This is a genomic window from Pirellulales bacterium, from assembly GCA_036490175.1.
Taxonomy (GTDB): Bacteria; Planctomycetota; Planctomycetia; order Pirellulales; family JACPPG01; genus JACPPG01.
Genome location: DASXEJ010000062.1, coordinates 1 through 19305, shown reverse-complemented (window position 1 = coordinate 19305; position 19305 = coordinate 1). Strand labels below are relative to the sequence as shown.

Genomic DNA, 19305 nt, shown 5'->3' with positions numbered 1-19305 from the left:
GCTCGTTCCGAGATGACTGAAGAATGCACAGCGTACAGCCCGACATCTCGGGAACCAGTCACGTCGAAACCGACGGGCTGGAGTACCGCGCGATCAGCGTGTTGGCGCTGTTTGCCCTGGTGTTGGCGGTGGCTTCGGTGCTGGCCTTCGCGCATCCGGCTTTGTGGGTGATGCCGCTGGCCTCCGTGGCGGTAAGCCTGATGGCGCTGCGCCGCATCGCGGAGAATCCACATCGCATGCTCGGACGAGGGATCGCAATCGTCAGCCTGCTGTTGGCTCTGCTGTTGGGGGCGGCGGCCATCTCGCGCAGTGCGGTTTCGATCGCGCGGACGCGGCAAGAGGCGCGCTTGATTACCGACGCCTGGTTCGACGCAGTACTGCACAGCAGGCTCGAAACAGCTTTGGAACTTATGCAGGAAACGGGATCCCGGCAGTCGGCGGGCGACGACGTCGTCGCACATTATCGCGACGATCCCAAAGCCGCCGCGGCACTCCGTTCGTTCGCCGCCATGCCCCTGGTGCGCGCGTTGCGGACCGTCGATGGAAGTGCCACAGTCAGGTATCTGAAGACCGAGGAGGAGGTAACGCTGATCGTTTCGGAACGCGTTACGTCCTTGTGGGCCGTTACCTTCGAGCGAGACGGCCAGCCGACGACTTTCCTCGTGCGAGTGTTGCTCAAACGTCACAAGAAGGCACCGCGACTCGTGAATTTCTGGGACATCGAAAAGGCCTTCTTCGTGGAGCGGCCGCCGGCCTGGCTGTAGGCCTCTCGATTCAATGGACGGTTTCTAGCACGGCCGCGTCTGTGGGACTGGCCCTTTGTCGGACGGGCCGGACTGTTGGCCTGACCATGATTCGGCTAAAATCCTCGGCTTCCTAGGACCGGTTGCGGGAATCTGTCGCCGACGAACCTGGTGGCCGTCGCGAGCCTCCCTGATTTCGGGAGCTCGTCGTGTGGCTTTCGTCCGCCACGGGTTTTGCACGCGATGCGGCAGGAACCCGCAGCTCGCGGAATACCGGTCGCGCGCCAGCAGGATCCCCCCCGGCGACGTGAAGGCGTCTGTGCCGGCTCGTCAGCGCCGGCTTGCGAAACACTTCAGACAACTACTGTGCAGGAATGACCCCCATGCAGCGCGTTTATAATTTCTCGCCCGGCCCCGCCGTCCTACCTGTGAGCGTGCTCGAAGAGGCGCAGCGCGACATGCTCGCTTTGCCCGGCCTGGGCGTGTCGGTGCTCGAAATCGGCCATAGGACCAAGTGGTTCGAAGGGGTGCTTGAAACGACGATCGCCAATCTGAGACGCCTGTTGGCATTGCCGGTCAACTACCAGGTGGTCTTCCTGCAAGGGGGCTCGCGGTTGCAGTTCTCAATGGTACCGATGAACCTGCTCGGCGCAGCAGGCCGCTCGGCAGACTACATCGTTACAGGCACCTGGGGCCAAACCGCCTATCAAGAGGCGCAGCAGGCCGGAACCGTGGCGCTTGCCTATACCGGCAAGCCGACGAACTTCGACCGCCTGCCAAAGACAGCCGATCTCAAGCTAAACTCCGACGCGGCTTACGTCCATTTCACGTCGAATGAAACGATCCAAGGGGTCCAGTTCCTCGACGAGCCGGCCGTCGGCAAGGTGCCGCTCGTATGCGATGCGTCGAGCGACTTTTTGTGCCGGCCGTTGCCGATGGATCGCTATGGCATGTTGTACGCCTGTGCCCAAAAGAATGCCGGTCCGGCCGGCGTCACGATCGCCATTGTGCGCGACGACGTGATGGCCCAATGTTCGGACAAGGTTCCCACCATGCTCAGCTATCGCCAGCATGCCGAGAACAACTCGCTATTGAATACTCCGCCCGTGTTTGCTGTGTATATCGTCAACCTAGTAACAGGCTGGCTGCTGAATGAAATTGGCGGGCTAGCCAACATGCGCGAGCTGAACGAAAAGAAGGCCAAGCTGCTTTACGATGCGATCGATTCGAGCAGCGGTTTTTATCAGGGGCATGCCCAGCCTGATTGCCGTTCGCTCATGAACGTCACCTACCGGCTGCCCAACGACGAGGTCGAGACCCGCTTCCTGGCCGAGGCCAAGGAACGTGGGTTGCACTACCTAAAAGGGCATCGCTCCGTGGGGGGCATCCGCGCCAGCATCTACAACGCCATGCCGCTTGCCGGTGTCGAGGCACTCGCTCAGTTCATGAACGAGTTCCGCAAGAAACAATAACGCCGTCGACTTGCGACGGAAAGTCAACGCGGGCAGTTGCCGCCACGGACGTCGCAATTCTCGACTCGAAGGATCTTCGGCAGTCGTGGCCTCAGTTCTGTGGTGCCTTAGCACGATCCGGCGGTTGGCTGGCCAGGATGATCAGCGCCTCGCGGACGCGGGCAATTTGCTCGGCGTCGACTTTCAAATAACGGTGGTGCCCGGTCGCCTCTGGCGTGAAGTGCGTCATGTTCTTCTCATCGACCGTGATTGTGCCCGGCTCCGAGAGGTTGAAATACTTTCGGTCAGGTCGAACAGCGTACAGGACGCTTGTCAGGTCCCAAGTCTCGCGATCGTACGGCATCGGCTGGTAGAGCACGTACGCCTCGGGGAGTGGATGATGCGCGACGTATGCAAAATCCCGCTCGATGCTCGTGGCCGGATACTTGATCGCCAGGCCGATCTCAAAGCCGCTGGCCACAATGTCCGTTGGCCACTCGGCGTAGACCTTCCGCGCGGCCGCCGCATCGACGTGTACGTTGTATTCCGGCATCGGTTTTGGTCCAAAGTTGCCAGCCATGATCGACAGTAACCTGCACTTGCGCGCCACCAAGTCTCGACCCGACAGTGCCGAATGGGTGTCATGACTTGAATCGAGCAGCCGGGCGATATTTGTCGAGAATCCGACGACGACCAGCACGACCGAACCGTCGGCCTCGCGGGCAAGCGTCTTGCGGAGCACCTCGACCGCTTCCGGCGCGTCCACGCCACTGGTCAGATCGTGCGGGAATCGCAGCTTTCCATCGTCGCGGGCTTCGACCGGCGGACGAAGATACTTTCCCTCCTCCGGGGTTCTGCCGTTACGGACGACGCCAATCGGAATGTCACCGCGGCCATAGAATGTGTTGATCAGATCGATAAACGGCGCACACAGTGGATTGTCCTTGCTGATGGTCACGGCTGCCAGCCGGCATTCGCCGCGACTTTCCAACGCGTGGATCACACCCAGCGCCAGCGCATCGTCAATGTCATTGCCGACGTCGGTGTCGAAGATAATCGACACCGGCTTGGGCGGTTCGGCGGCAAAGTGCGCGCCGGGCGCTACGAGAAAAGCCGTCGCCACCCCCAGCGTCAGCAACGATCGACGTTTCATCACAGCCATCTTATCTCTCTTTCGAAAGTAAACCGTTCACCACGAGCGCCACTAGCAATACCAGTCCCATCAGCAGTGGACGGGCCAGGTCGTTGATCCAGGCCACCTGGTTCAACCCCACCTTGAGAACGCTGAACGTCAGCACGCCGACTACGGTGCGTCCCATGCCGCCGGAACCGCCAAACAGGCTGGTCCCTCCGAGGACGACGCACGCTACGGCGCTCAACAGCAGGTCGGCATTCTGATCAAGGCTGATGCTATTCAGCCGGCCGGCGTTTACCAGCCCGCCCAGGCCTGCCGTAACGGCCGAAATGGCCAGGCAGGCGACGACGATCCACCCGGTGCGCACGCCGGCCAGGCGCGCCGCCTCACGATTGCCGCCAGTCATGTAAACGTAGCGGCCGAAGCGCGTGTGTTGTAGCACCAGATGGCCAATCAAAAAGACCACGGCCGCCAGCAGCGCGCTATAGGGCAACTCCAGCCGATCCGTAAGCTCGATGCCTCGATTGCCGATCGTCTTCAGAATGGCTGGCACGGCGAACTTCTCGCTTTTCGTCAGCCATCGGGACATGCCGTCGGCGATGTTCATCATGGCCAGCGAAATAATGAAGCTCGGGAGCCGCGACCAAACGGTCAGCACGCCCGAGGCCAGTCCCAATAGCAGGCTGGTACCGAGCGGCACCGCGATCACCAGCGCCACGGCCCAGGCCGACACTTCGCCCGTGCCCGCTCTTCCCGCGGCAAACGGGCGCTCGAATAACCAGCCACAGAAACATGCGGTCCAGAGGGCCACCATGCCGACCGCCAAATCGATCTCGGCGCACAACAGCACATACGTCAGCCCGACCGAGACGATGGCCAGCACCGCCCCCTGCTTAAAGACCTGCACCAATGTCGAGGGCTTGAGAAACGTCCCGCTCGGCGTGGCCAGCGCAAAAAAGAGCACTAGCACCGCCAGGCTCACTAGCGGCGCAATGTCCTGCGCTTCGAGTCGACCGAGGATGCGGCGATAGAGTGGTTTGTCGTCAGCGGGCATGTTGTTCGGTCGGCCGAAGGAAATGTTTGGTCAGGTGGTGGTCTTTATCAATTGACATTCGTGCCCTACTACCGCGTCACAGGTTGGATCCCACCGCAGATTTGTGCCTGGTGTCCGCTCACGTCGACGACCCGACAAACTCAGGCGAAGCGCATAAGTGTCTGTTTGTCGACTCGGGTTCCGGCGAATTCCTGCGTCACTTGCCCGCGACTCATTACGACGATGCGGTCGGCGTGGGCCAGCACGGCTTCCGGCTCACTCGAGGCCAGCACCACCGCTGCGCCAGCTTGCTTCTGTTGGGCTACGAGTTGCATGATTTCTTCCTTCGCACCTACGTCCATCCCGCGCGTCGGCTCGTCGAGCAATAGCACGCGTACGGGCGCTAATAGCCATTTAGCCAGCACGACTTTCTGTTGATTGCCTCCCGATAAGTTGCGCGCCCGCAATGTCGGTGACAAAGGACGACAACCGACCCGAGCAAGCACTGGCTCGGCGATCGATACTTCTTTACGCCGAGTGAGCCATCCGCCGGCCACGCGTTTTAGATGCGCCAGTGTGACGTTTTTATAGATCTCGGCATCCTGTACTAGCGTCTGCCCCCGGTCCGCACCGACCAGAGCGACCCCGCGCCGCACCGCGCCGTGAGTATCTCCCTGCACAAGCGGCTGGCCCCCGACAAGAACTCGCCCAGACGTGGCGCGTCGCGCGCTGGCCAGACAATGTACGAGTTCCTGAACGCCTGACCCCACGAACCCGTAGAGTCCCAGGCACTCGCCGGGCGAGACAGCCAGATCGATCGGTGAGAACGCGTGCGCGAGTGCCAACCCTTCGGCGATGAGCATCGGCGGCGTCGCGTTTCGCGGCGGCAATACTACTCCTTCCTCGTACCCTACCTCGCGGGAATCGAGGCGATGCCCCAGCATGGCGTGGATGACCGTGTGCTTGTTCAACTCTTGCGTGGGACGCGTCTCGACGACCCGTCCAGAACGCAGGATTGTCACGCGATCGCAGATTTCCAACACGTCTTCGATAAAGTGGCTGATGAAGACTATCGCAACGCCCCGCTCGCGCAATTGCCGGATCAGCTCGAACAGGCGGCGCGTTTCCGGCGGGCTGAGCGCGCTCGTGGGCTCGTCGAGGATGAGCACCCTGGCACCCGAGTGCAATCCTCGGGCGATTTCCACCATCTGACGCACCACCAGCGGGTAAGAACCCAATCGCCGTTCGACGTCGACTTCGATCTTTAGCTCGGCCAACTGCTGCCGGGCTTGGCGGCGCATTGCGCTCCAATCGATTCGCCCAAAGCGGGTCGTCGGCTGCCGGCCCAGGAACAGGTTCTCGGCGACTGAAATCTGCGCCACGCCTGATAGCTCTTGGTACACCATGGCGATGCCGTGCCGGAGTGCCGACTGGGGACTGGTGAGGTCGACTGTACGTCCGTCGAGTTCGACTGTGCCGGCATGATCGGGTAGCGCGCCTGCCAAGATTTTCATGAGCGTGCTTTTGCCGGCACCATTGCTCCCGACCAGGCCGTGAACCTCGCCCGCCTTGAGCGTGAAGTCGACATCAGCCAGCGCCACCTCCCCCGCGAACCGCTTGCCAATACCGCGACAAGCGAGTAGCGGTGATTCGGCATGAGGGGCGGTGGTCGACATGCGGAGATGATCAGGCGGGCAGTGAAGGGCGATGAACTGTCAAAAGTGCGGCGGCGGGGAATCATCTCCGAATAGACGCTCGGTTGTCAGCGATCAGCGCCTCGATCCATTTCCCACAACCAACGATTCGCCTGTACTTCTCACCGAGGGCACTCAAACCAGGCAGTGCCGAGGATCGGCCAGATAGAGCATCGCTTCGAGATTGCCTGACTCGCGCGAGACGAGCGGTCCCGGCGTGACGATCTCGAGCGGCACGTTGTCGACCTGCTCGTCATTGCGGACGATGAACTGACCGAGCGACAAGGCCGTCATATGGATCAAGCAGACAGGGTTGACCGTCGTGGCGGCCAGCTTCCCTTCGCGGATCGCGGCTAGCCCTTCTTTCTGGCCGTCGACGGCCGTGACCACCATTTTGGCATGCGGGGTGCCTTCGAGCGCCGGCAGGCAGGCAAGGGCCATATCGTCGCTGTGGAAGAACGCGCCGGCGATCGGTTCCTGGCTTTGGTCCAGTAGCGACTCGAACGTGTCGCGCGCCATCTGCTTTTCCCAATCGCACCAACGCACACCGCCCCCCAGCACTTGCACGTCTGGGTATTGCGCCAGCACGTTCTCGAATCCTTCGCGGCGACCCAGTGCGCCCGAGTGCGCGCTGAGCCCGCCAATATGGATCACCTTGCCGCGGCCGCCTATCTTCTGCATTAGATACCGCGTGCTGCTCTCGCCCATGAAGACCTGATTCGGAGTCACCTCGCACCACACTCCGACATCGCGCATACGCTCCTTGGCCACCAGCATCGTGTCCATCGAGATCACAGGTATCCCCCGTTTTTTCAATTGCCGAACGGGCTCTTCGAGCGAATCGATCTGCACGGCCTGAAAGCAGCAAAAATCCCAGTCGCCGTCGACAATCAGGTCGAGCTTGTTGCGTTGCTTTTGCGGATCAAACTCGCCATCGAACCAGACGATCTCGACGCCCAATAGGTCACCCCACAACTCGGCGGTATCTTTGCCGAGCTTGCACCAGGTGCTTTGCAGTCCGGCGTTGCCCATCGCGGCGCGGAGTGGTTTGCGATTGCCGTCACCGGCGGCCCTTCCCTGCGGGGCACAGCCTGCAACCAAGGCTGTCAGCCCGGCGCCGGCGGCAGCCTGCAAGAACCCACGCCGGGAGGACGCTGCGGTTTCGGAATAACCCACCTGGGACTCTCCTTGCGATGCAATGAAATTATGGTCGGCACGACGCTGGGGCCTGCGATCGAGCGTCGCTTGAGGGCTTGGCGCAACGATAGCGCCGTACCCTCAACGATCAATGTGTGTCCCCCCCTGTCCTTCCCCGCGCCGTGAGGAAAGGCCGTCGCGCGTGGCGACCCTAAACAAGCTTGGTTTAATCTAAGCACCCGCGCGCCGGCAAGCAAATGCAGGTTGGGGGCGCAGCATCCATCGGGTTGCGGCCCGATCGCAACGGGCCTACGCTATGCACATCGCCCGCGACCGCGGGTCTTTTCTCCGCACGCACACAGTACCACTTCCGAGATCGGAGTTCGTCACCATGCCACGCCCTGGCCATGCCTTTTACGTATGGATCGCCCTCTCTCTGTTGCCGCCTGTGGCGGTTGCCGCCGACCTGCCCAAACACGCCGAGGCCGTGAAGCTGCTGGAAGTGCCCCATTACTGTGAAGGGGTCGTCTTCGATCATGCCGGACAGGGCTATATCAGCGAAGGTGACAAGATCGTCCAATTCTCGCCCGACGGACGCAAGCGCACTTGGGCAGTGACTGGCGCGCCCAACGGTCACAAGGTGCTGGCCGACGACACGCACCTGGTGTGCGACGCGAGCCGGCATGCCGTGCTGCACCTCTCGGCCGATGGCAAGTTGCTCGACCCAGCCTCGACGGCATGCGATGGCATAGCATTGCGCGGGCCGAATGACCTGACGCTCGACACCCCCAATGGCGGTTTCTACTTCAGCGATCCCGGCGATTCGGGTTTGGAGAAGCCGATCGGCACGGTCCACTATGTCGATGCGCAGGGAAAGACTCATCTTTGCGACAGCGGATTGGCATTCCCCAACGGCATCGCGCTAACGGCAGACGGTAAGCACCTCTATTTGGGAGAAAGCCAGAAGAACCGCGTCCACGTGTATGATGTGACCGGGCCGGGCACGCTGACCAACCGCCGCGTGCTGGCCGACCTGCCGACGAAGGACGAAGCCAAGGGGCAGATCGACAACCAGCCCGACGGCATGTGTCTCGATGCGGCCGGCAATCTGTACGTGGCGCATTACGGCATGCGCGAAGTGCAAGTCCTCAGCCCCGAGGGAAAACTATTGGCTCGCTATCCGGGCGGCAATGTAACGACCAGCAACGTGGCATTCGGTGGGCCGAGAATGGAACAGCTCTATGTGACCGGCGGCCTAGGGGCCGAAAGTGGTGGTGGCGGCCTTTTCAGTCTCGATTTGGGAGTGAAGGGACTGGTAATCCTGCCGGCGAAGAAGTGACTGGCGGTCGACTACAACGCACTCGTGCGGCGGTCTGTTGGCGGCGCCAACCCGCACCGAGAGTTAATCAGTCGGTATGGCAAAGCGATAGATCGTCGTTTGCGGCCCGTCCTCGGGCATCAGCAGCAACTGGCCATCGTAGATCGCACAGCCTTCGCGGCAGAAGTTGTTGCCGCCTGTGCGCAACGTGCCAGTAGGCTGCCAACGCGACACGAGGGCCAGTGTCTTCGGGTGCAAACGATCGATGACCGGTAGCTGCTGGCCGTCGACCAGCTCGGTGCCGCTGGCCACTATACGCCCGTCGAGCGTTTTCAGATCCTGATATTTTGCCGGGCGCGGATTGGCAAGCTCGCCGAGCTTCTTGCCGTCAGTCCCCAAACGGTGAAACGTGCGCGCATCCCAATTCGCGGCTAGGATTTCGCCGTCGTCGACGACGGCCAGGCAGCCGATATGGTCGTCGATCGTGAATGACGCTTTTGTGGCGAGCGACATCGGGTCGAGCTTCAGAATCGTGCTGGTCGAGCGCGGGCGATATTCGGCCACCGGGGCCCACAGCGCGTCGGCGGCTAAAGTAATGCCGCCGGGATGATACTGTGTGCCGAGAGTCAGCTCGCGCTCGGTCGTGACTTTTCCGCTCGCACGATCGACGCGATAGACATGGCCTCGCTTAGCCAGCCGATCAACGCTCGTGATCCAATAGTTCTTGGCCGTAGCGGCCAGCCCCTGCACATGGTGCGTCGGGTGGTCGATGTGTTGAGAGTCGATGACTCCGATTTTGATCGGCACTGCGGCAGGCTGCGCTACGACGATCGCGGCCGGCGACGTCACTAGGCAAACAACGAACAACGTGCGCGCGGCGGCCAGCATAGAATCCTCACTGCGTGGACGGGAGTCGACATGGTGGACAGCGACCATCATAGCTCCTGGAGATTCGCGGTGCCCTTCTGGGTGGCTCGGGGCGAGCGAAGCGAGCCCCTAGTTTTTCGCACATTCTGGAGGCGGCGAGTGCACCGACCCCAGGCACCCGCCTACTTTGCAATCGGCCTCACAGCACCTGGCATTGCAGAGGTTCGCCCCCGTAGCGGGCGATTACGGCGCGGCGGACGTCGCGTGTTGCCGATAGGCTTCGCAGAGATGCACGCCCACTTCGAGCGCCAGTAGATCGGCGCGGTTCATGATGTGTCGGGCGCTGCGTGTGCCCAGCCCCTTGAGGACCCCCTGCAGCACGTGCAAATGCAGCTCGAGCGTTTGGGCCGCAGAGATGCCCGCCGTGGCCAGCCATTGGGCCAGGGCGTGCATCTCGGTTGCAAGGTTCCCCGAGCCCATCATCACATAGGCCCTCAACAGCTCGCGATAGTGCGCTTCGAGTTGCTCGGGCAGTGGCGGCCGGGACATCGATTCGGCGGGCTGGCCCTCGGTGCCCTCTTGTCGTGGGCCAGAGAGCAGGTCCAGTTCGCGAAGAAGCCCCTGTTGTTCGGTCAGCAATCGATCCGCTTCGCCGCGCTCCATTTCCAATCGGTGCCGGTCTGCCTGTTGCAGCCGTCGATTTTCGCGCAGCAAAAAGTGGTGTTCGATCGCGCGGGCCACGACCCAGATCAAAGTCCGCGTGGTGCTAGAGCGGACACACAGATAGGCATCGGCGTGAGCTTCGAGGCAGAGGGCAGTCATTTCGGCCTCGTCCTGCTGGCCGAGCACGATGACAGGTTCTTCCGATCCGGCCGTCCGCAGTGCGTCGACAAGGGCCGTTGCGTCCAACTCGTCTGGCTCATGGCCGATCAGCACGGCATCGAAGACGTCGTCACGCAGGCGAGACAATCCTGCGGCAAATCCGACGGCTTCTTCCAGCACGACCTCAGAGGCGCTGTCAGCGGCCAACGCTTCGGCTAGCCATCCGCCGGTGCGTTGATACGTTGTGACGTACAGCACCCGCATCCGCGACGGCAGGCTGCCGGGACGCGGGGTCAGCGTGTTTTTCGGAGAGCCTTTGAGAGCAGGACGCAAGCGAGGTATCCTGAAGCCAGTCAATGCTTGGTATGGCCCCATCTCGTGGCTCGCCCTGGCTAGTCAGGTGCCAGATGAATCCACAAGCGGGTTGGGACTTTAGCGGTCTGGGCAATCTGCGTCAATCTCAGCCGTGGGTCCCAGACCCTCCGGCTGCCAGCCGCCCGTCGGCAAAAACATCCAACTAAGGAACGAGAGAAACATTGAGAATTGCATATCTCGATTGTCTGAGCGGTATCAGCGGGGACATGACCTTGGGGGCACTTGTGGATGCCGGTGTTGACCTGGCCGCGCTGAATGCGGCGGTTGAATCTTTGGGAATCGCCGGCTGCCGGCTGGTGGCCACCGAGGTGAAGAAGAATGGCTTCCGCGCCACGCAAGTCACGGTCGAACACCAGCCGGAACATGCCCATCGCCATTTGCATCACATCACCGACATGATCGATGCCAGTGGTCTTACCGACCGGCAAAAGGCTCTGGCCAAGCGCATCTTCACGCGGTTGGGTGAAGCCGAGGCCAAGGTGCATGGCACCACGATCCGCAAGGTTCATTTTCACGAAGTCGGCGCTGTCGATTCAATTGCCGATATCGTGGGCGCGGCCGTGGCCTGGGATCTATTGGGCGTCGACCGCATCCATGCTTCGCCAGTTCCCACCGGGCAGGGCACGATCGAAATCGCACACGGCCGAGTGAGCATTCCCGCGCCGGCCACGGCCGAATTGCTGGCCGGGATTCCCATCGCCGAATCGCACGTCGCTTGCGAGTTGACGACGCCGACCGGTGCGGCCATCGTGGCAACCATGGTCGACACGTTCGGTCCGCTGCCGGCCATGACCGTCGAACGGGTGGGCTACGGCGCCGGTCAGCGCGATCTGAAGGAGCAGGCCAATTTATTGCGGCTATTCGTCGGCGAAGCCTCGAACGTTGTTACCAGCGACCAGATCTGGGTTCTGGAAACGAATCTCGATGATACCAGCGGCGAGGTGATCGGCTATTGCACCACGCGCTTGTGGGAGGCGGGCGCCCTGGACGTCTACACCACGTCGATCCAAATGAAAAAGAACCGGCCGGGCGTGATGCTCTCGGTACTCTGCCCTCCAGAACAGATCGACAAGATCGAGCGAATTCTGTTTCGCGAAACGGGCACGTTGGGAGTCCGCCGTTGGCCGGTCAGTCGCCACAAGCTCGAACGACGTCAACACACGGTGACGACCGAATGGGGGCCGGTCGAAGGTAAGCTCGGCTGGATCGAAGGGCAGCCGCCCAGCTTCGCGCCGGAATTTGAAGCATGCCAGCGCGTGGCAACGGAAAAAGGCGTGCCACTGAAGGCAGTTTACGAAGCGGCGCAAAGGGCCTTCGACGCCGGCACCGCTCAATAGTTTGCTGAATAATTCGCCCGCGCGGTGGGGAAGCCTTTGACCGACCGCGTCAGCGATTGGTCGTACTTATGCCATTGGAATCCAACTTGCTGCTGACGGACCTTTATCAGCTCACCATGCTGCAATGTTACGATCGCGCGGGGTTGCGCGATGTGGCAGTATTCGACTTCTTCGTCCGCCGATTGCCGAAGAGCCGAAATTTTCTAATCGCGGCCGGCTTGGAACAGGCGCTGGACTACCTGGAGGCGGCGCGGTTCTCGCCCGATGAACTCGACTGGCTCAACGGCTGCGGACATTTTGCGGTCGACTTCGTGGGGCGGTTGGCCGAGTGGCGATTCACAGGCGACGTAGAGGCCATGCCCGAGGGGACGGTATTTTTCGCAGGGGAGCCGATTCTGCGTGTCACCGCGCCGCTGCCCGAGGCGCAGTTGGTCGAATCGCGGTTGATAAACCTTGTGCAATATCAAACGATGATCGCCTCGAAAGCCGCGCGCACCGTATTGGCCGCGCCGGACAGACAGCTTGTCGACTTCGGATTCCGCCGCGCGCACGGCGCCGAGGCGGGGTTGTTGGCCGCCCGGGCGGCATACCTGACCGGGTTTGCCGGCACGGCCACGGTGGCGGCCGGCCAGGCTTTCGGGATTCTGCTATTCGGCACGATGGCCCATTCGCTGGTTCAAGCTATGGGGGACGACGGGACGGCCTTTTTGGAGTTCGCCAGGGCGTGTCCCAATAACGTCGTCTTCCTGCTGGACACCTACGACACCGCGGAGGGGGCCCGCGCGACAGTGCGCGTCGCCAAGACCCTTTCCCGCGAAGGAATCTCGGTCCGCAGCGTGCGCATCGATAGTGGCGATCTGGCGGCACATGCGCGCAAGGTCCGTCGGATCCTCGACGACGGCGGATTGCGACATGTATCGATCTTTGCCAGCGGCGGACTCGACGAATACGAGGTGGCGAAGCTGGTTGCGACGGGCGCGCCGATCGCAGGATTTGGCGTCGGCACGTCGCTCGACGTGTCGGCGGATGCCCCCTACCTGGACTGCGTCTACAAGTTGGCCGAGTATGCGGGCCGCCCGACGCGCAAGCTGGCGGAAGGAAAAGCGACCTGGCCTGGACGCAAGCAGGTCTTCCGGCAGACCGATCAAGACGGGCGATTGTTGCGAGATGTGATCGGTCTTGAAGAGGAGCGACAGGCAGGCGATCCACTTCTTGTGCCCGTGATGAAAGCGGGAAAGCGTCTCGCACCTCATGAACCACTTTCGAGCCTGCGGGAGCGCTGCGCACGACAACTGGATCGGCTGCCCACACAGCTTCGATCGCTAGAGCCGGTTGCGCCATACGACGTGCAGGTTTCGCACGCCGTGCGAGCCCTGGCCGCCGAGGCCGATGCGCTGGCGTCAAAACTGCGCGAGCCGCGACCGTAGTGCGAACACCGGCCGGTACGCAGCTACCCATAGATTACGCGCCCGCCGGTAACTCGGACGTGCATTGCGGGCAACGCGTCGCCACCAGCGGAATGCTCGACTGGCAATAAGGGCAATTCTTTTTCGGGGCCGGAGCCGAGCTGACCGGTGCGGGCAGTAGCCGATTCATCCAGCGGATCACCATGAAGATCGCGAATGCCACGATCACAAAGTCGATGACCGTGTTGAAGAACGCACCGAGGTTAATTGTTGGAATGGGCGCCTTGGGGTCCTCAATCGCTTCGCCCGCCGAGATGAGATGCCAATTCTGCAGGTTGATGCACATATCCCTGAACGGGATGTTGTTCAGCAGGAGGCCGAAGGGCGGCATCACGATGTCATTGACCAGTGACGAGACGATTTTGCCAAATGCCCCGCCAATGATGATGCCTACCGCCATGTCCACGACATTGCCCCGCATGGCAAAGTCGCGGAACTCTTTCAGCAATGGGATGGCCATATCCGGTATCCTGGCGAACTCAGTCGCGACCGTCGTCGCGGTGTCGAGGTTGGATCATTCAAAGGGATTGGAGTGAATCGTCTCGCCCCCCTGCGGTTCGCCGCAGCGGGTCGACAAGGCGTTCATCGTGGCCGGATCGATCGAGTCCTTGATGAAACGGACCCCGCCATCGCAGAAAGAGAAATTCGCGCCGCCCGGATGCATACTGCCGAAGATCTCGGCCAGCGTGTGATCTTCGCGAGGGTCGTCGACGATCTCTTCCAGGTTGAAACCGTCCTTGAACGTCGTGCCCAGCACGTAGCCGGGGCCCGCAGCCAAGCGGCCATCGATCAGACGGTCGATCAATTCCGAGCCCGGTACGACGCCCCACAGTGCGGGAGTCGACCATTTGAAGGCCCGTTCGCCAATGGCGATCGTGTTCGAGAGGCCATCGCAGATATCGGCCGCCTTGATGGCACGATTGCGGCCGAACACGCCGTCGAACGCGTCGCGACACACGCGGCAAGTCGGGCGCACCGTGCCCACGCAGGCTACGTAGCTCGACGCCGCCATCGTGCAAATCACGCTGTTGTCGGCCAGGCTAGGAATGTCGATGGTCGGTTCAAAGGCCGAATCCGACGGACAAACGAACGTCGCCAACGAGATGTTGCAAACGTTGGCGCTGGCCAGCGCCGACGTGAAATCGACCTGATCCGATAGCGCTTGTTGTTCCACATCGGGCAACAGCATCGATCCCCAAGCCCAGCCCGGGCCGCCATCGTCACGGTTCTTCAGGACCTGCGAGATGTATCCGGGGGGAAGGGACTGTTGCCGGTCGAGATAAATGTGCAGCGCCAAGCCGACCTGTTTGAGATTGTTCAGACATTGGGCGCGGCGAGCGCTTTCGCGCGCCATTTGTACGGCTGGCAAGAGCATGCCAATGAGGATTCCCATTATGGCAATGACGACCATCAATTCGATGAGCGTCATGCCGGGGCGCGATTTGGTCATGTGAGTCCCTCCTTGGACTAAAGCGCGAGAAGTCGCAAGCGCTGTAGACAGGCGCCGGTTGCCCGATGCACAACCGTATGCCGTCGCGTTGTCGAGATGTGCTTGATTTCGATTCAGCCGGCCCGTCCACTCGGACGCGCCGGCAGAGCGCTTGACATAATTAGGTTTCGGCTATCGTGGCCTGTTCGATCCACACAACCGGCCAGGAAGCGGGATAGCTGCTAGCTGATGGCGACCAGCCACGGGCGAAATTGCGTTTGAAATCCCTATTTGGCGTCGGCGACGCTGTCCAATCCTTCCAAAGTTCCCCCCCTGCGATCACCACGGCGCACCGATTTGGCCAAATTGACGACGCGAGTACCGAACTAGGACCTTTTCAGGTCGTCGGCAGCCGTTATTTGACATGGCGCCGGGCGGACCTTACATTCGACCACCAAAGTCCCGCCCATGCCTTCCTACCGAAGTGTCGTCCGATGCACTGCTGTCGCCTGACCAGTCGCCTGGGGCGTTTCTCGGGCCGCCTCACGGTGGTCGTCGGGCTGTTGGGCTTCCTCGTCGTCAATACCGGCTTGCCCCTTGTGCAGCGCGTGCCACCTCAATTGACGAAGGATAAGAGCACGCCCTTTCCCTGCCAGGATCGGCCTTGCGGATGTATGTCGGCCGAGGAATGTTTCCGCGGCTGTTGCTGCTTCACGGCAAAACAACGTTTGGCCTGGGCGATCGAACACGATGTCGCAGCGCCGCCTGAATTGCTGGCGGCTGCCGAGCACGAACATGCCGACGGCGATGACCATGATCATGCCGAAAGTTGCTGTACCGCGGCGACCACGCACACTACAACGTGCAGCACGCCCGCGGGCGCATGTGCCAGTTGCGACGAGAGCCACGCGGCGGAAAAGCAATCTGACGCCCGTCCGCGGTGGCGGCTCGTGGTTGTCATCGGCCGCATGGTCGGCCATTGCCGCGGGCTGGGTCCCTTGTCCGTCCTGACGTTTTCTGCGCTGCCGCCGGTTGCGGCGGTAAACTATCGGTTCGATTGGCGCCCGACAGGTTGGCTGGCAGTGCCACTCCTGTGCGCGTCTTCAATCGCGTTGGATATTCCCACGCGTCCTCCTTGTGCCTAGCGGCGCTCATGCGCCACGAGTGGCAAGCGCCACTGCGCTACCGGTATGTCGCGTCCGTACTCGCTGCGACGGTTTTGTCAGGCGCGTGCGGATCGGGCTCTGCCGGCTATTGCCGTATGGCAAGCGACGACACGTTTCAAGCGTTGTCGCGCGCGTTGATTCGCTTACTCGTGTGTGGTGAGACGCCGCTGTCGACGTCGTTATTACCGAGCGGCCGTTAGCCCCTGCGCGCGGCCGTATTGCGCGGTGCCGATTTGGCGTTTCTTTTTCGAAAGTCCAATGGCAAAGGGAGAAAGCGATGAGCCATCGACGAGGCTTTACGCTCGTTGAATTGCTGGTCGTTCTCGCAATTATCGGCGTGTTGGTGGCCTTGTTGCTGCCGGCAGTACAGTATGCGCGCGAGACATCTCGACGCATGAAATGCCTGAACAATCTCCACCAGTTGGGATTGGCATTGCAAATGTACGTGAACGACCACGGAGGTAGTTTTCCGTGCACCTACGAAAGCGACGCCAGCACTGCGCAGAGCGAAACCAGCCAGAGTCAAGGCTGGATCGTGACGCTCGCACCGTACTGCGAAAATGTCGACAACGTGAGACTTTGTCCCGATGATCCGATGGAGCAGGATAGGGTCGATCCCAACGTTAGCGGCCTACGCGGGACCAGCTACGTCATCAATAATTTCGTAGCGCCAGATCCCACTGATCCTATGGAGGTCAAAAGCAGCGTAACGAACATCAATCAGCTCAAGGATACTCATGGTCTGGTTGTCATGTTCGAGGGCGCGAGCAGCGGCCGCAGTGTTCAGGATGATCACGTGCATACCGACAACTGGTATCAGCCGGGGGCCATCGCGCGCGGCCGGGTATGGGACGCGATCCTGGCGGAAGTCAATCCGACGCAACACGTCGATTGCTCGAACATGATGTACGCAGACGGCCATGCAACGACCGTCCCGTATGTGACGTTCGACCAGTGGGTGCAGACCGACGCTGCAAACGGAACGAATTTTGCCAGGCCCCTCCAATAGCTACGTCGCGCGAAAATGCGTTCTTCGATCGAGTTACTAAGCAACGATAGACAACTTTCTGAAACTCAACGACTTTGGAGATACTTCCTATGTGTTCGAAAGCATTTTGGATCGCAATGATTGCTATCCTAACCACGACCGTATCGGCGTGGGGCCACGGTTTTGACTTGTCTGTGGATTCTTACGCCAGCCCCTCTGCCTTTATCGTGGCATCGGCACAGCCGGTGCTGGATAACGACCCAGTGAATCCTACGTCAGGTCCTGGGAACCTGTTTCTTGATCAATTCGACGGCACACCGAATGGCGACGGCAGTTACGGCACCGACGAAGGATTTGCACAGACATCGGGGCCGTTCCCGTTTTACACGTCCGCGTCATTTAACATTATCAGCCCGTTGTATTTCTCGGATGGTACGGGACCGGCTGTGCCCGCGTCGGCTGGTACACAGTTGCACATCTTCGATCTGTTCGCTGGTAATTCCGATGGCAACCACCCGGGAGCATCCGTGGGCGACGTTTATGTGAATGGCAGCACGTCGTCCGAATCCGGCTTTGGTGTATCGTTGTACGATCATCACGAACTGGAGAAGGACCTCTATTTGGGCGCTGGTTCGACGCAGACGTACGGCGAATACGGATTCGCATTCACGGTGACAGTGCATTTCGCCGGGGGAGCGACCGTCACGAGTGGGCCGTTGGTCGACGTGTTTGCATTGGACATCACAACCGACCCCGACAATCCTGGCGGATTCGCTACCTTTGCATCGATTGGCCAACAGGATATTGCCACGCAAGGCATCTATAACGCTGCCCTTGGCGTGCCAGAGCCCTCAACAGCGGTGCTAGTTGCGATCGGCGCACTGACGTTTTTGGGGATCCGTCCACTAAGGGCGCGCGTGGCCAATCGGTCAAGCCGCTGATCATAGCCGTCACCGTTCGGCCCATGACAAATGGGCCGAACGGGTCGGCACGATTGTCGCACAGGAACGTGCGTGGGCTTAGAAAGTGAATCTAAAAAGTGCTGGAGGTTTGATATGCAATGTATAACCCGACTTCTTTTCGTATTGGCAATTGTCGCCTACGCCACGTGCGCCTCGGGACACGGCTTTGGACTATCGTTGACCTATGACGCGCATGGTAACCCCACAGGGTTTAACGTGTCGTCGCAGGACGCGTTCCTTGACCAGGGCCATTCTGTCGCGGGTGCGAGCAATTTATTCCTGGAACAATTTGGGGGCACGCTCTTTTCGGACAGCAGCGGCGCCTACTACTCGGTCATTCACGGTTTTGCGCAAACATCTGGACCTTGGCCCCCGTACACGGCGACGGTGAATGTCCTCACCCCACTGTATTTTTCTAGCGGCTTATCGAACAACTCACTGCCCGCAGTTGCGTCACTGGCCCCGACGGGCACCTACATCGACATGTGGGATACTTGGGCTGGCAATCCACAACCCGTTACAAATCCCCATCCCGGCGCGGCATTTGGCGATGTCTACATCAACGGCAAGACGGACTACTACCCAGGATTTGGCGTTTCGCTTTACGATTCACATGAATTGGAAAAAGACCTCTACATTGGACCAGGTCCGACCAATGGCGAATATGGCTTTGCGTACAACCTTACTATTCAGTTTGCCGGTGGTTTGACACTCACTACTCCGGCCTTGGTGGACGTCTTTGCTATTTCAGATCCGTCTACTGGTGACTTCGGCGACAACGCGCCGCTTGCTCAGCAAGACGCTGCGACGTTGGCGATTTACAGGGCGTCGATGGCTGATGTGAATTTCGACGGCATAGTTAACGGATTGGACATCAATCTGCTGGCGAGCCATTGGCTGCAGACCGGATCGATTGGTTTAGTGCCCGGGGACGCCAATCGTGACGGAATCGTCAATGGCCTGGACATCAACGCGATCGCGTCGAATTGGGAGGGGGCCTCGGTCGGAGCGGGCGAAGCCGTCGTTGTCCCAGAACCGGCCAGTTTTGCAAATCTCGCGGTTGGAGCCGTTCTATTGTGGGCCGTAAAGCTGATTAGGCCCCTCACATGCGCGACTCGCGATACCCACTCCACTTGAAGCGGAAATGTGGTCGTTTTGGACGGGCCTAGCGGATTACTGCCGTATGGCAAGCGATGACACGTTTCAAGTGTTGTCGCGCGCGTTGATGCTTTGGCTACGCGCCGGCCGAGGGATTCTGGTCCACGCGCTTCGTGCCGACGGTGCCTGGCAGCTACCTCGTTGCGCATACCTCGGACAAGGTCGTGACATACGCTCCGCTGCGCTCGATCAAAAGCGGCAAAACATACTTCGTGGTCAGCCCT

General features: G+C 60.8%; 17 protein-coding genes. 9 read left to right on the top strand and 8 right to left on the bottom strand.

Features of this window, described 5'->3' with window-relative positions:
- Positions 1-23 precede the first annotated feature (23 nt).
- Together VGG64_04190 and serC are read left to right on the top strand one after the other, a co-directional pair.
- On the top strand, positions 24-764 hold the full coding sequence (locus VGG64_04190) for a hypothetical protein (protein ID HEY1598775.1): 741 nt from the start codon (positions 24-26) through the stop codon (positions 762-764).
- Between the two features lie 362 nt (positions 765-1126).
- Positions 1127-2215, top strand: coding sequence for a 3-phosphoserine/phosphohydroxythreonine transaminase (gene serC, locus VGG64_04185; GenBank protein ID HEY1598774.1), 1089 nt, complete (start codon positions 1127-1129; stop codon positions 2213-2215).
- Between the two features lie 91 nt (positions 2216-2306).
- Here serC and VGG64_04180 read toward each other — a convergent pair whose 3' ends face one another.
- The 4 genes from VGG64_04180 to VGG64_04165 all read right to left on the bottom strand — a co-directional run bounded on the left by VGG64_04180 (position 2307) and on the right by VGG64_04165 (position 7232).
- Positions 2307-3347 carry a nucleoside hydrolase gene (locus VGG64_04180; protein HEY1598773.1) on the bottom strand — a complete coding sequence of 347 codons (1041 nt, stop codon included), beginning with the start codon at positions 3345-3347 and terminating at the stop codon, positions 2307-2309.
- Positions 3348-3357: 10 nt separating this feature from the next.
- Complete coding sequence (locus tag VGG64_04175; GenBank protein HEY1598772.1) at positions 3358-4383, bottom strand: ABC transporter permease; 1026 nt, start codon at positions 4381-4383, stop codon at positions 3358-3360.
- 140 nt (positions 4384-4523) lie between these two features.
- Positions 4524-6038 (bottom strand): sugar ABC transporter ATP-binding protein, encoded by a 1515-nt coding sequence (locus VGG64_04170; GenBank protein HEY1598771.1) that lies wholly within the window; start codon positions 6036-6038, stop codon positions 4524-4526.
- Between the two features lie 153 nt (positions 6039-6191).
- Positions 6192-7232 carry a sugar ABC transporter substrate-binding protein gene (locus tag VGG64_04165; protein ID HEY1598770.1) on the bottom strand — a complete coding sequence of 347 codons (1041 nt, stop codon included), beginning with the start codon at positions 7230-7232 and terminating at the stop codon, positions 6192-6194.
- Between the two features lie 352 nt (positions 7233-7584).
- Here VGG64_04165 and VGG64_04160 point away from each other — a divergent pair, with 352 nt between their 5' ends.
- Positions 7585-8532: an SMP-30/gluconolactonase/LRE family protein gene (locus tag VGG64_04160; GenBank protein ID HEY1598769.1), complete on the top strand. Its 948-nt coding sequence runs from the start codon at positions 7585-7587 to the stop codon at positions 8530-8532.
- Between the two features lie 63 nt (positions 8533-8595).
- On the opposite strand, the gene VGG64_04155 is transcribed toward VGG64_04160, so the two are convergent.
- Both VGG64_04155 and VGG64_04150 read right to left on the bottom strand, forming a co-directional pair.
- Positions 8596-9399 carry a DUF6454 family protein gene (locus VGG64_04155; GenBank protein ID HEY1598768.1) on the bottom strand — a complete coding sequence of 268 codons (804 nt, stop codon included), beginning with the start codon at positions 9397-9399 and terminating at the stop codon, positions 8596-8598.
- Between the two features lie 222 nt (positions 9400-9621).
- A complete protein-coding gene (locus VGG64_04150) occupies positions 9622-10533 on the bottom strand; it encodes a hypothetical protein (GenBank protein ID HEY1598767.1) in 912 nt (303 codons plus the stop codon).
- A 203-nt stretch (positions 10534-10736) separates the two neighbouring features.
- On the opposite strand from VGG64_04150, the gene larC reads away from it, so the two are divergent.
- On the top strand, positions 10737-11912 hold the full coding sequence (gene larC / locus VGG64_04145; protein HEY1598766.1) for a nickel pincer cofactor biosynthesis protein LarC: 1176 nt from the start codon (positions 10737-10739) through the stop codon (positions 11910-11912).
- A 68-nt stretch (positions 11913-11980) separates the two neighbouring features.
- Positions 11981-13339, top strand: a complete 1359-nt coding sequence (locus tag VGG64_04140) for a nicotinate phosphoribosyltransferase (protein ID HEY1598765.1) — start codon at positions 11981-11983, stop codon at positions 13337-13339.
- A 34-nt stretch (positions 13340-13373) separates the two neighbouring features.
- Here VGG64_04140 and mscL read toward each other — a convergent pair whose 3' ends face one another.
- Both mscL and VGG64_04130 read right to left on the bottom strand, forming a co-directional pair.
- Positions 13374-13838: a large conductance mechanosensitive channel protein MscL gene (gene mscL / locus VGG64_04135; GenBank protein HEY1598764.1), complete on the bottom strand. Its 465-nt coding sequence runs from the start codon at positions 13836-13838 to the stop codon at positions 13374-13376.
- A gap of 54 nt (positions 13839-13892) precedes the next feature.
- The gene (locus tag VGG64_04130; protein HEY1598763.1) at positions 13893-14828 is read right to left on the bottom strand and encodes a DUF1559 domain-containing protein; all 936 of its coding nucleotides are present in this window, start codon (positions 14826-14828) and stop codon (positions 13893-13895) included.
- Positions 14829-15301: 473 nt separating this feature from the next.
- Between VGG64_04130 and VGG64_04125 the strand changes: the two genes are divergently transcribed.
- The 4 genes from VGG64_04125 to VGG64_04110 all read left to right on the top strand — a co-directional run bounded on the left by VGG64_04125 (position 15302) and on the right by VGG64_04110 (position 19060).
- A complete protein-coding gene (locus VGG64_04125) occupies positions 15302-15952 on the top strand; it encodes a hypothetical protein (protein HEY1598762.1) in 651 nt (216 codons plus the stop codon).
- A gap of 298 nt (positions 15953-16250) precedes the next feature.
- Positions 16251-16982, top strand: a complete 732-nt coding sequence (locus tag VGG64_04120; GenBank protein HEY1598761.1) for a DUF1559 domain-containing protein — start codon at positions 16251-16253, stop codon at positions 16980-16982.
- Positions 16983-17071: 89 nt separating this feature from the next.
- Positions 17072-17902, top strand: a complete 831-nt coding sequence (locus tag VGG64_04115) for a hypothetical protein (GenBank protein HEY1598760.1) — start codon at positions 17072-17074, stop codon at positions 17900-17902.
- Between the two features lie 114 nt (positions 17903-18016).
- The gene (locus tag VGG64_04110; GenBank protein HEY1598759.1) at positions 18017-19060 is read left to right on the top strand and encodes a dockerin type I domain-containing protein; all 1044 of its coding nucleotides are present in this window, start codon (positions 18017-18019) and stop codon (positions 19058-19060) included.
- Positions 19061-19305: the final 245 nt, after the last annotated feature.

What these genes read in the sequence shown, in the direction of transcription:
- VGG64_04175 (HEY1598772.1), bottom strand. Translation starts at nt 4,383, where the DNA reads ATGCCCGCTGACGACAAACCACTCTATCGCCGCATCCTCGGTCGACTC.
- VGG64_04130 (HEY1598763.1), bottom strand. Translation starts at nt 14,828, where the DNA reads ATGACCAAATCGCGCCCCGGCATGACGCTCATCGAATTGATGGTCGTC.
- mscL (HEY1598764.1), bottom strand. Translation starts at nt 13,838, where the DNA reads ATGGCCATCCCATTGCTGAAAGAGTTCCGCGACTTTGCCATGCGGGGC.
- VGG64_04190 (HEY1598775.1), top strand. Translation starts at nt 24, where the DNA reads ATGCACAGCGTACAGCCCGACATCTCGGGAACCAGTCACGTCGAAACC.
- VGG64_04110 (HEY1598759.1), top strand. Translation starts at nt 18,017, where the DNA reads ATGCAATGTATAACCCGACTTCTTTTCGTATTGGCAATTGTCGCCTAC.
- VGG64_04170 (HEY1598771.1), bottom strand. Translation starts at nt 6,038, where the DNA reads ATGTCGACCACCGCCCCTCATGCCGAATCACCGCTACTCGCTTGTCGC.
- VGG64_04115 (HEY1598760.1), top strand. Translation starts at nt 17,072, where the DNA reads ATGTGTTCGAAAGCATTTTGGATCGCAATGATTGCTATCCTAACCACG.
- VGG64_04180 (HEY1598773.1), bottom strand. Translation starts at nt 3,347, where the DNA reads ATGAAACGTCGATCGTTGCTGACGCTGGGGGTGGCGACGGCTTTTCTC.
- VGG64_04125 (HEY1598762.1), top strand. Translation starts at nt 15,302, where the DNA reads ATGCACTGCTGTCGCCTGACCAGTCGCCTGGGGCGTTTCTCGGGCCGC.
- VGG64_04160 (HEY1598769.1), top strand. Translation starts at nt 7,585, where the DNA reads ATGCCACGCCCTGGCCATGCCTTTTACGTATGGATCGCCCTCTCTCTG.
- VGG64_04155 (HEY1598768.1), bottom strand. Translation starts at nt 9,399, where the DNA reads ATGCTGGCCGCCGCGCGCACGTTGTTCGTTGTTTGCCTAGTGACGTCG.
- VGG64_04120 (HEY1598761.1), top strand. Translation starts at nt 16,251, where the DNA reads ATGAGCCATCGACGAGGCTTTACGCTCGTTGAATTGCTGGTCGTTCTC.
- serC (HEY1598774.1), top strand. Translation starts at nt 1,127, where the DNA reads ATGCAGCGCGTTTATAATTTCTCGCCCGGCCCCGCCGTCCTACCTGTG.
- VGG64_04140 (HEY1598765.1), top strand. Translation starts at nt 11,981, where the DNA reads ATGCCATTGGAATCCAACTTGCTGCTGACGGACCTTTATCAGCTCACC.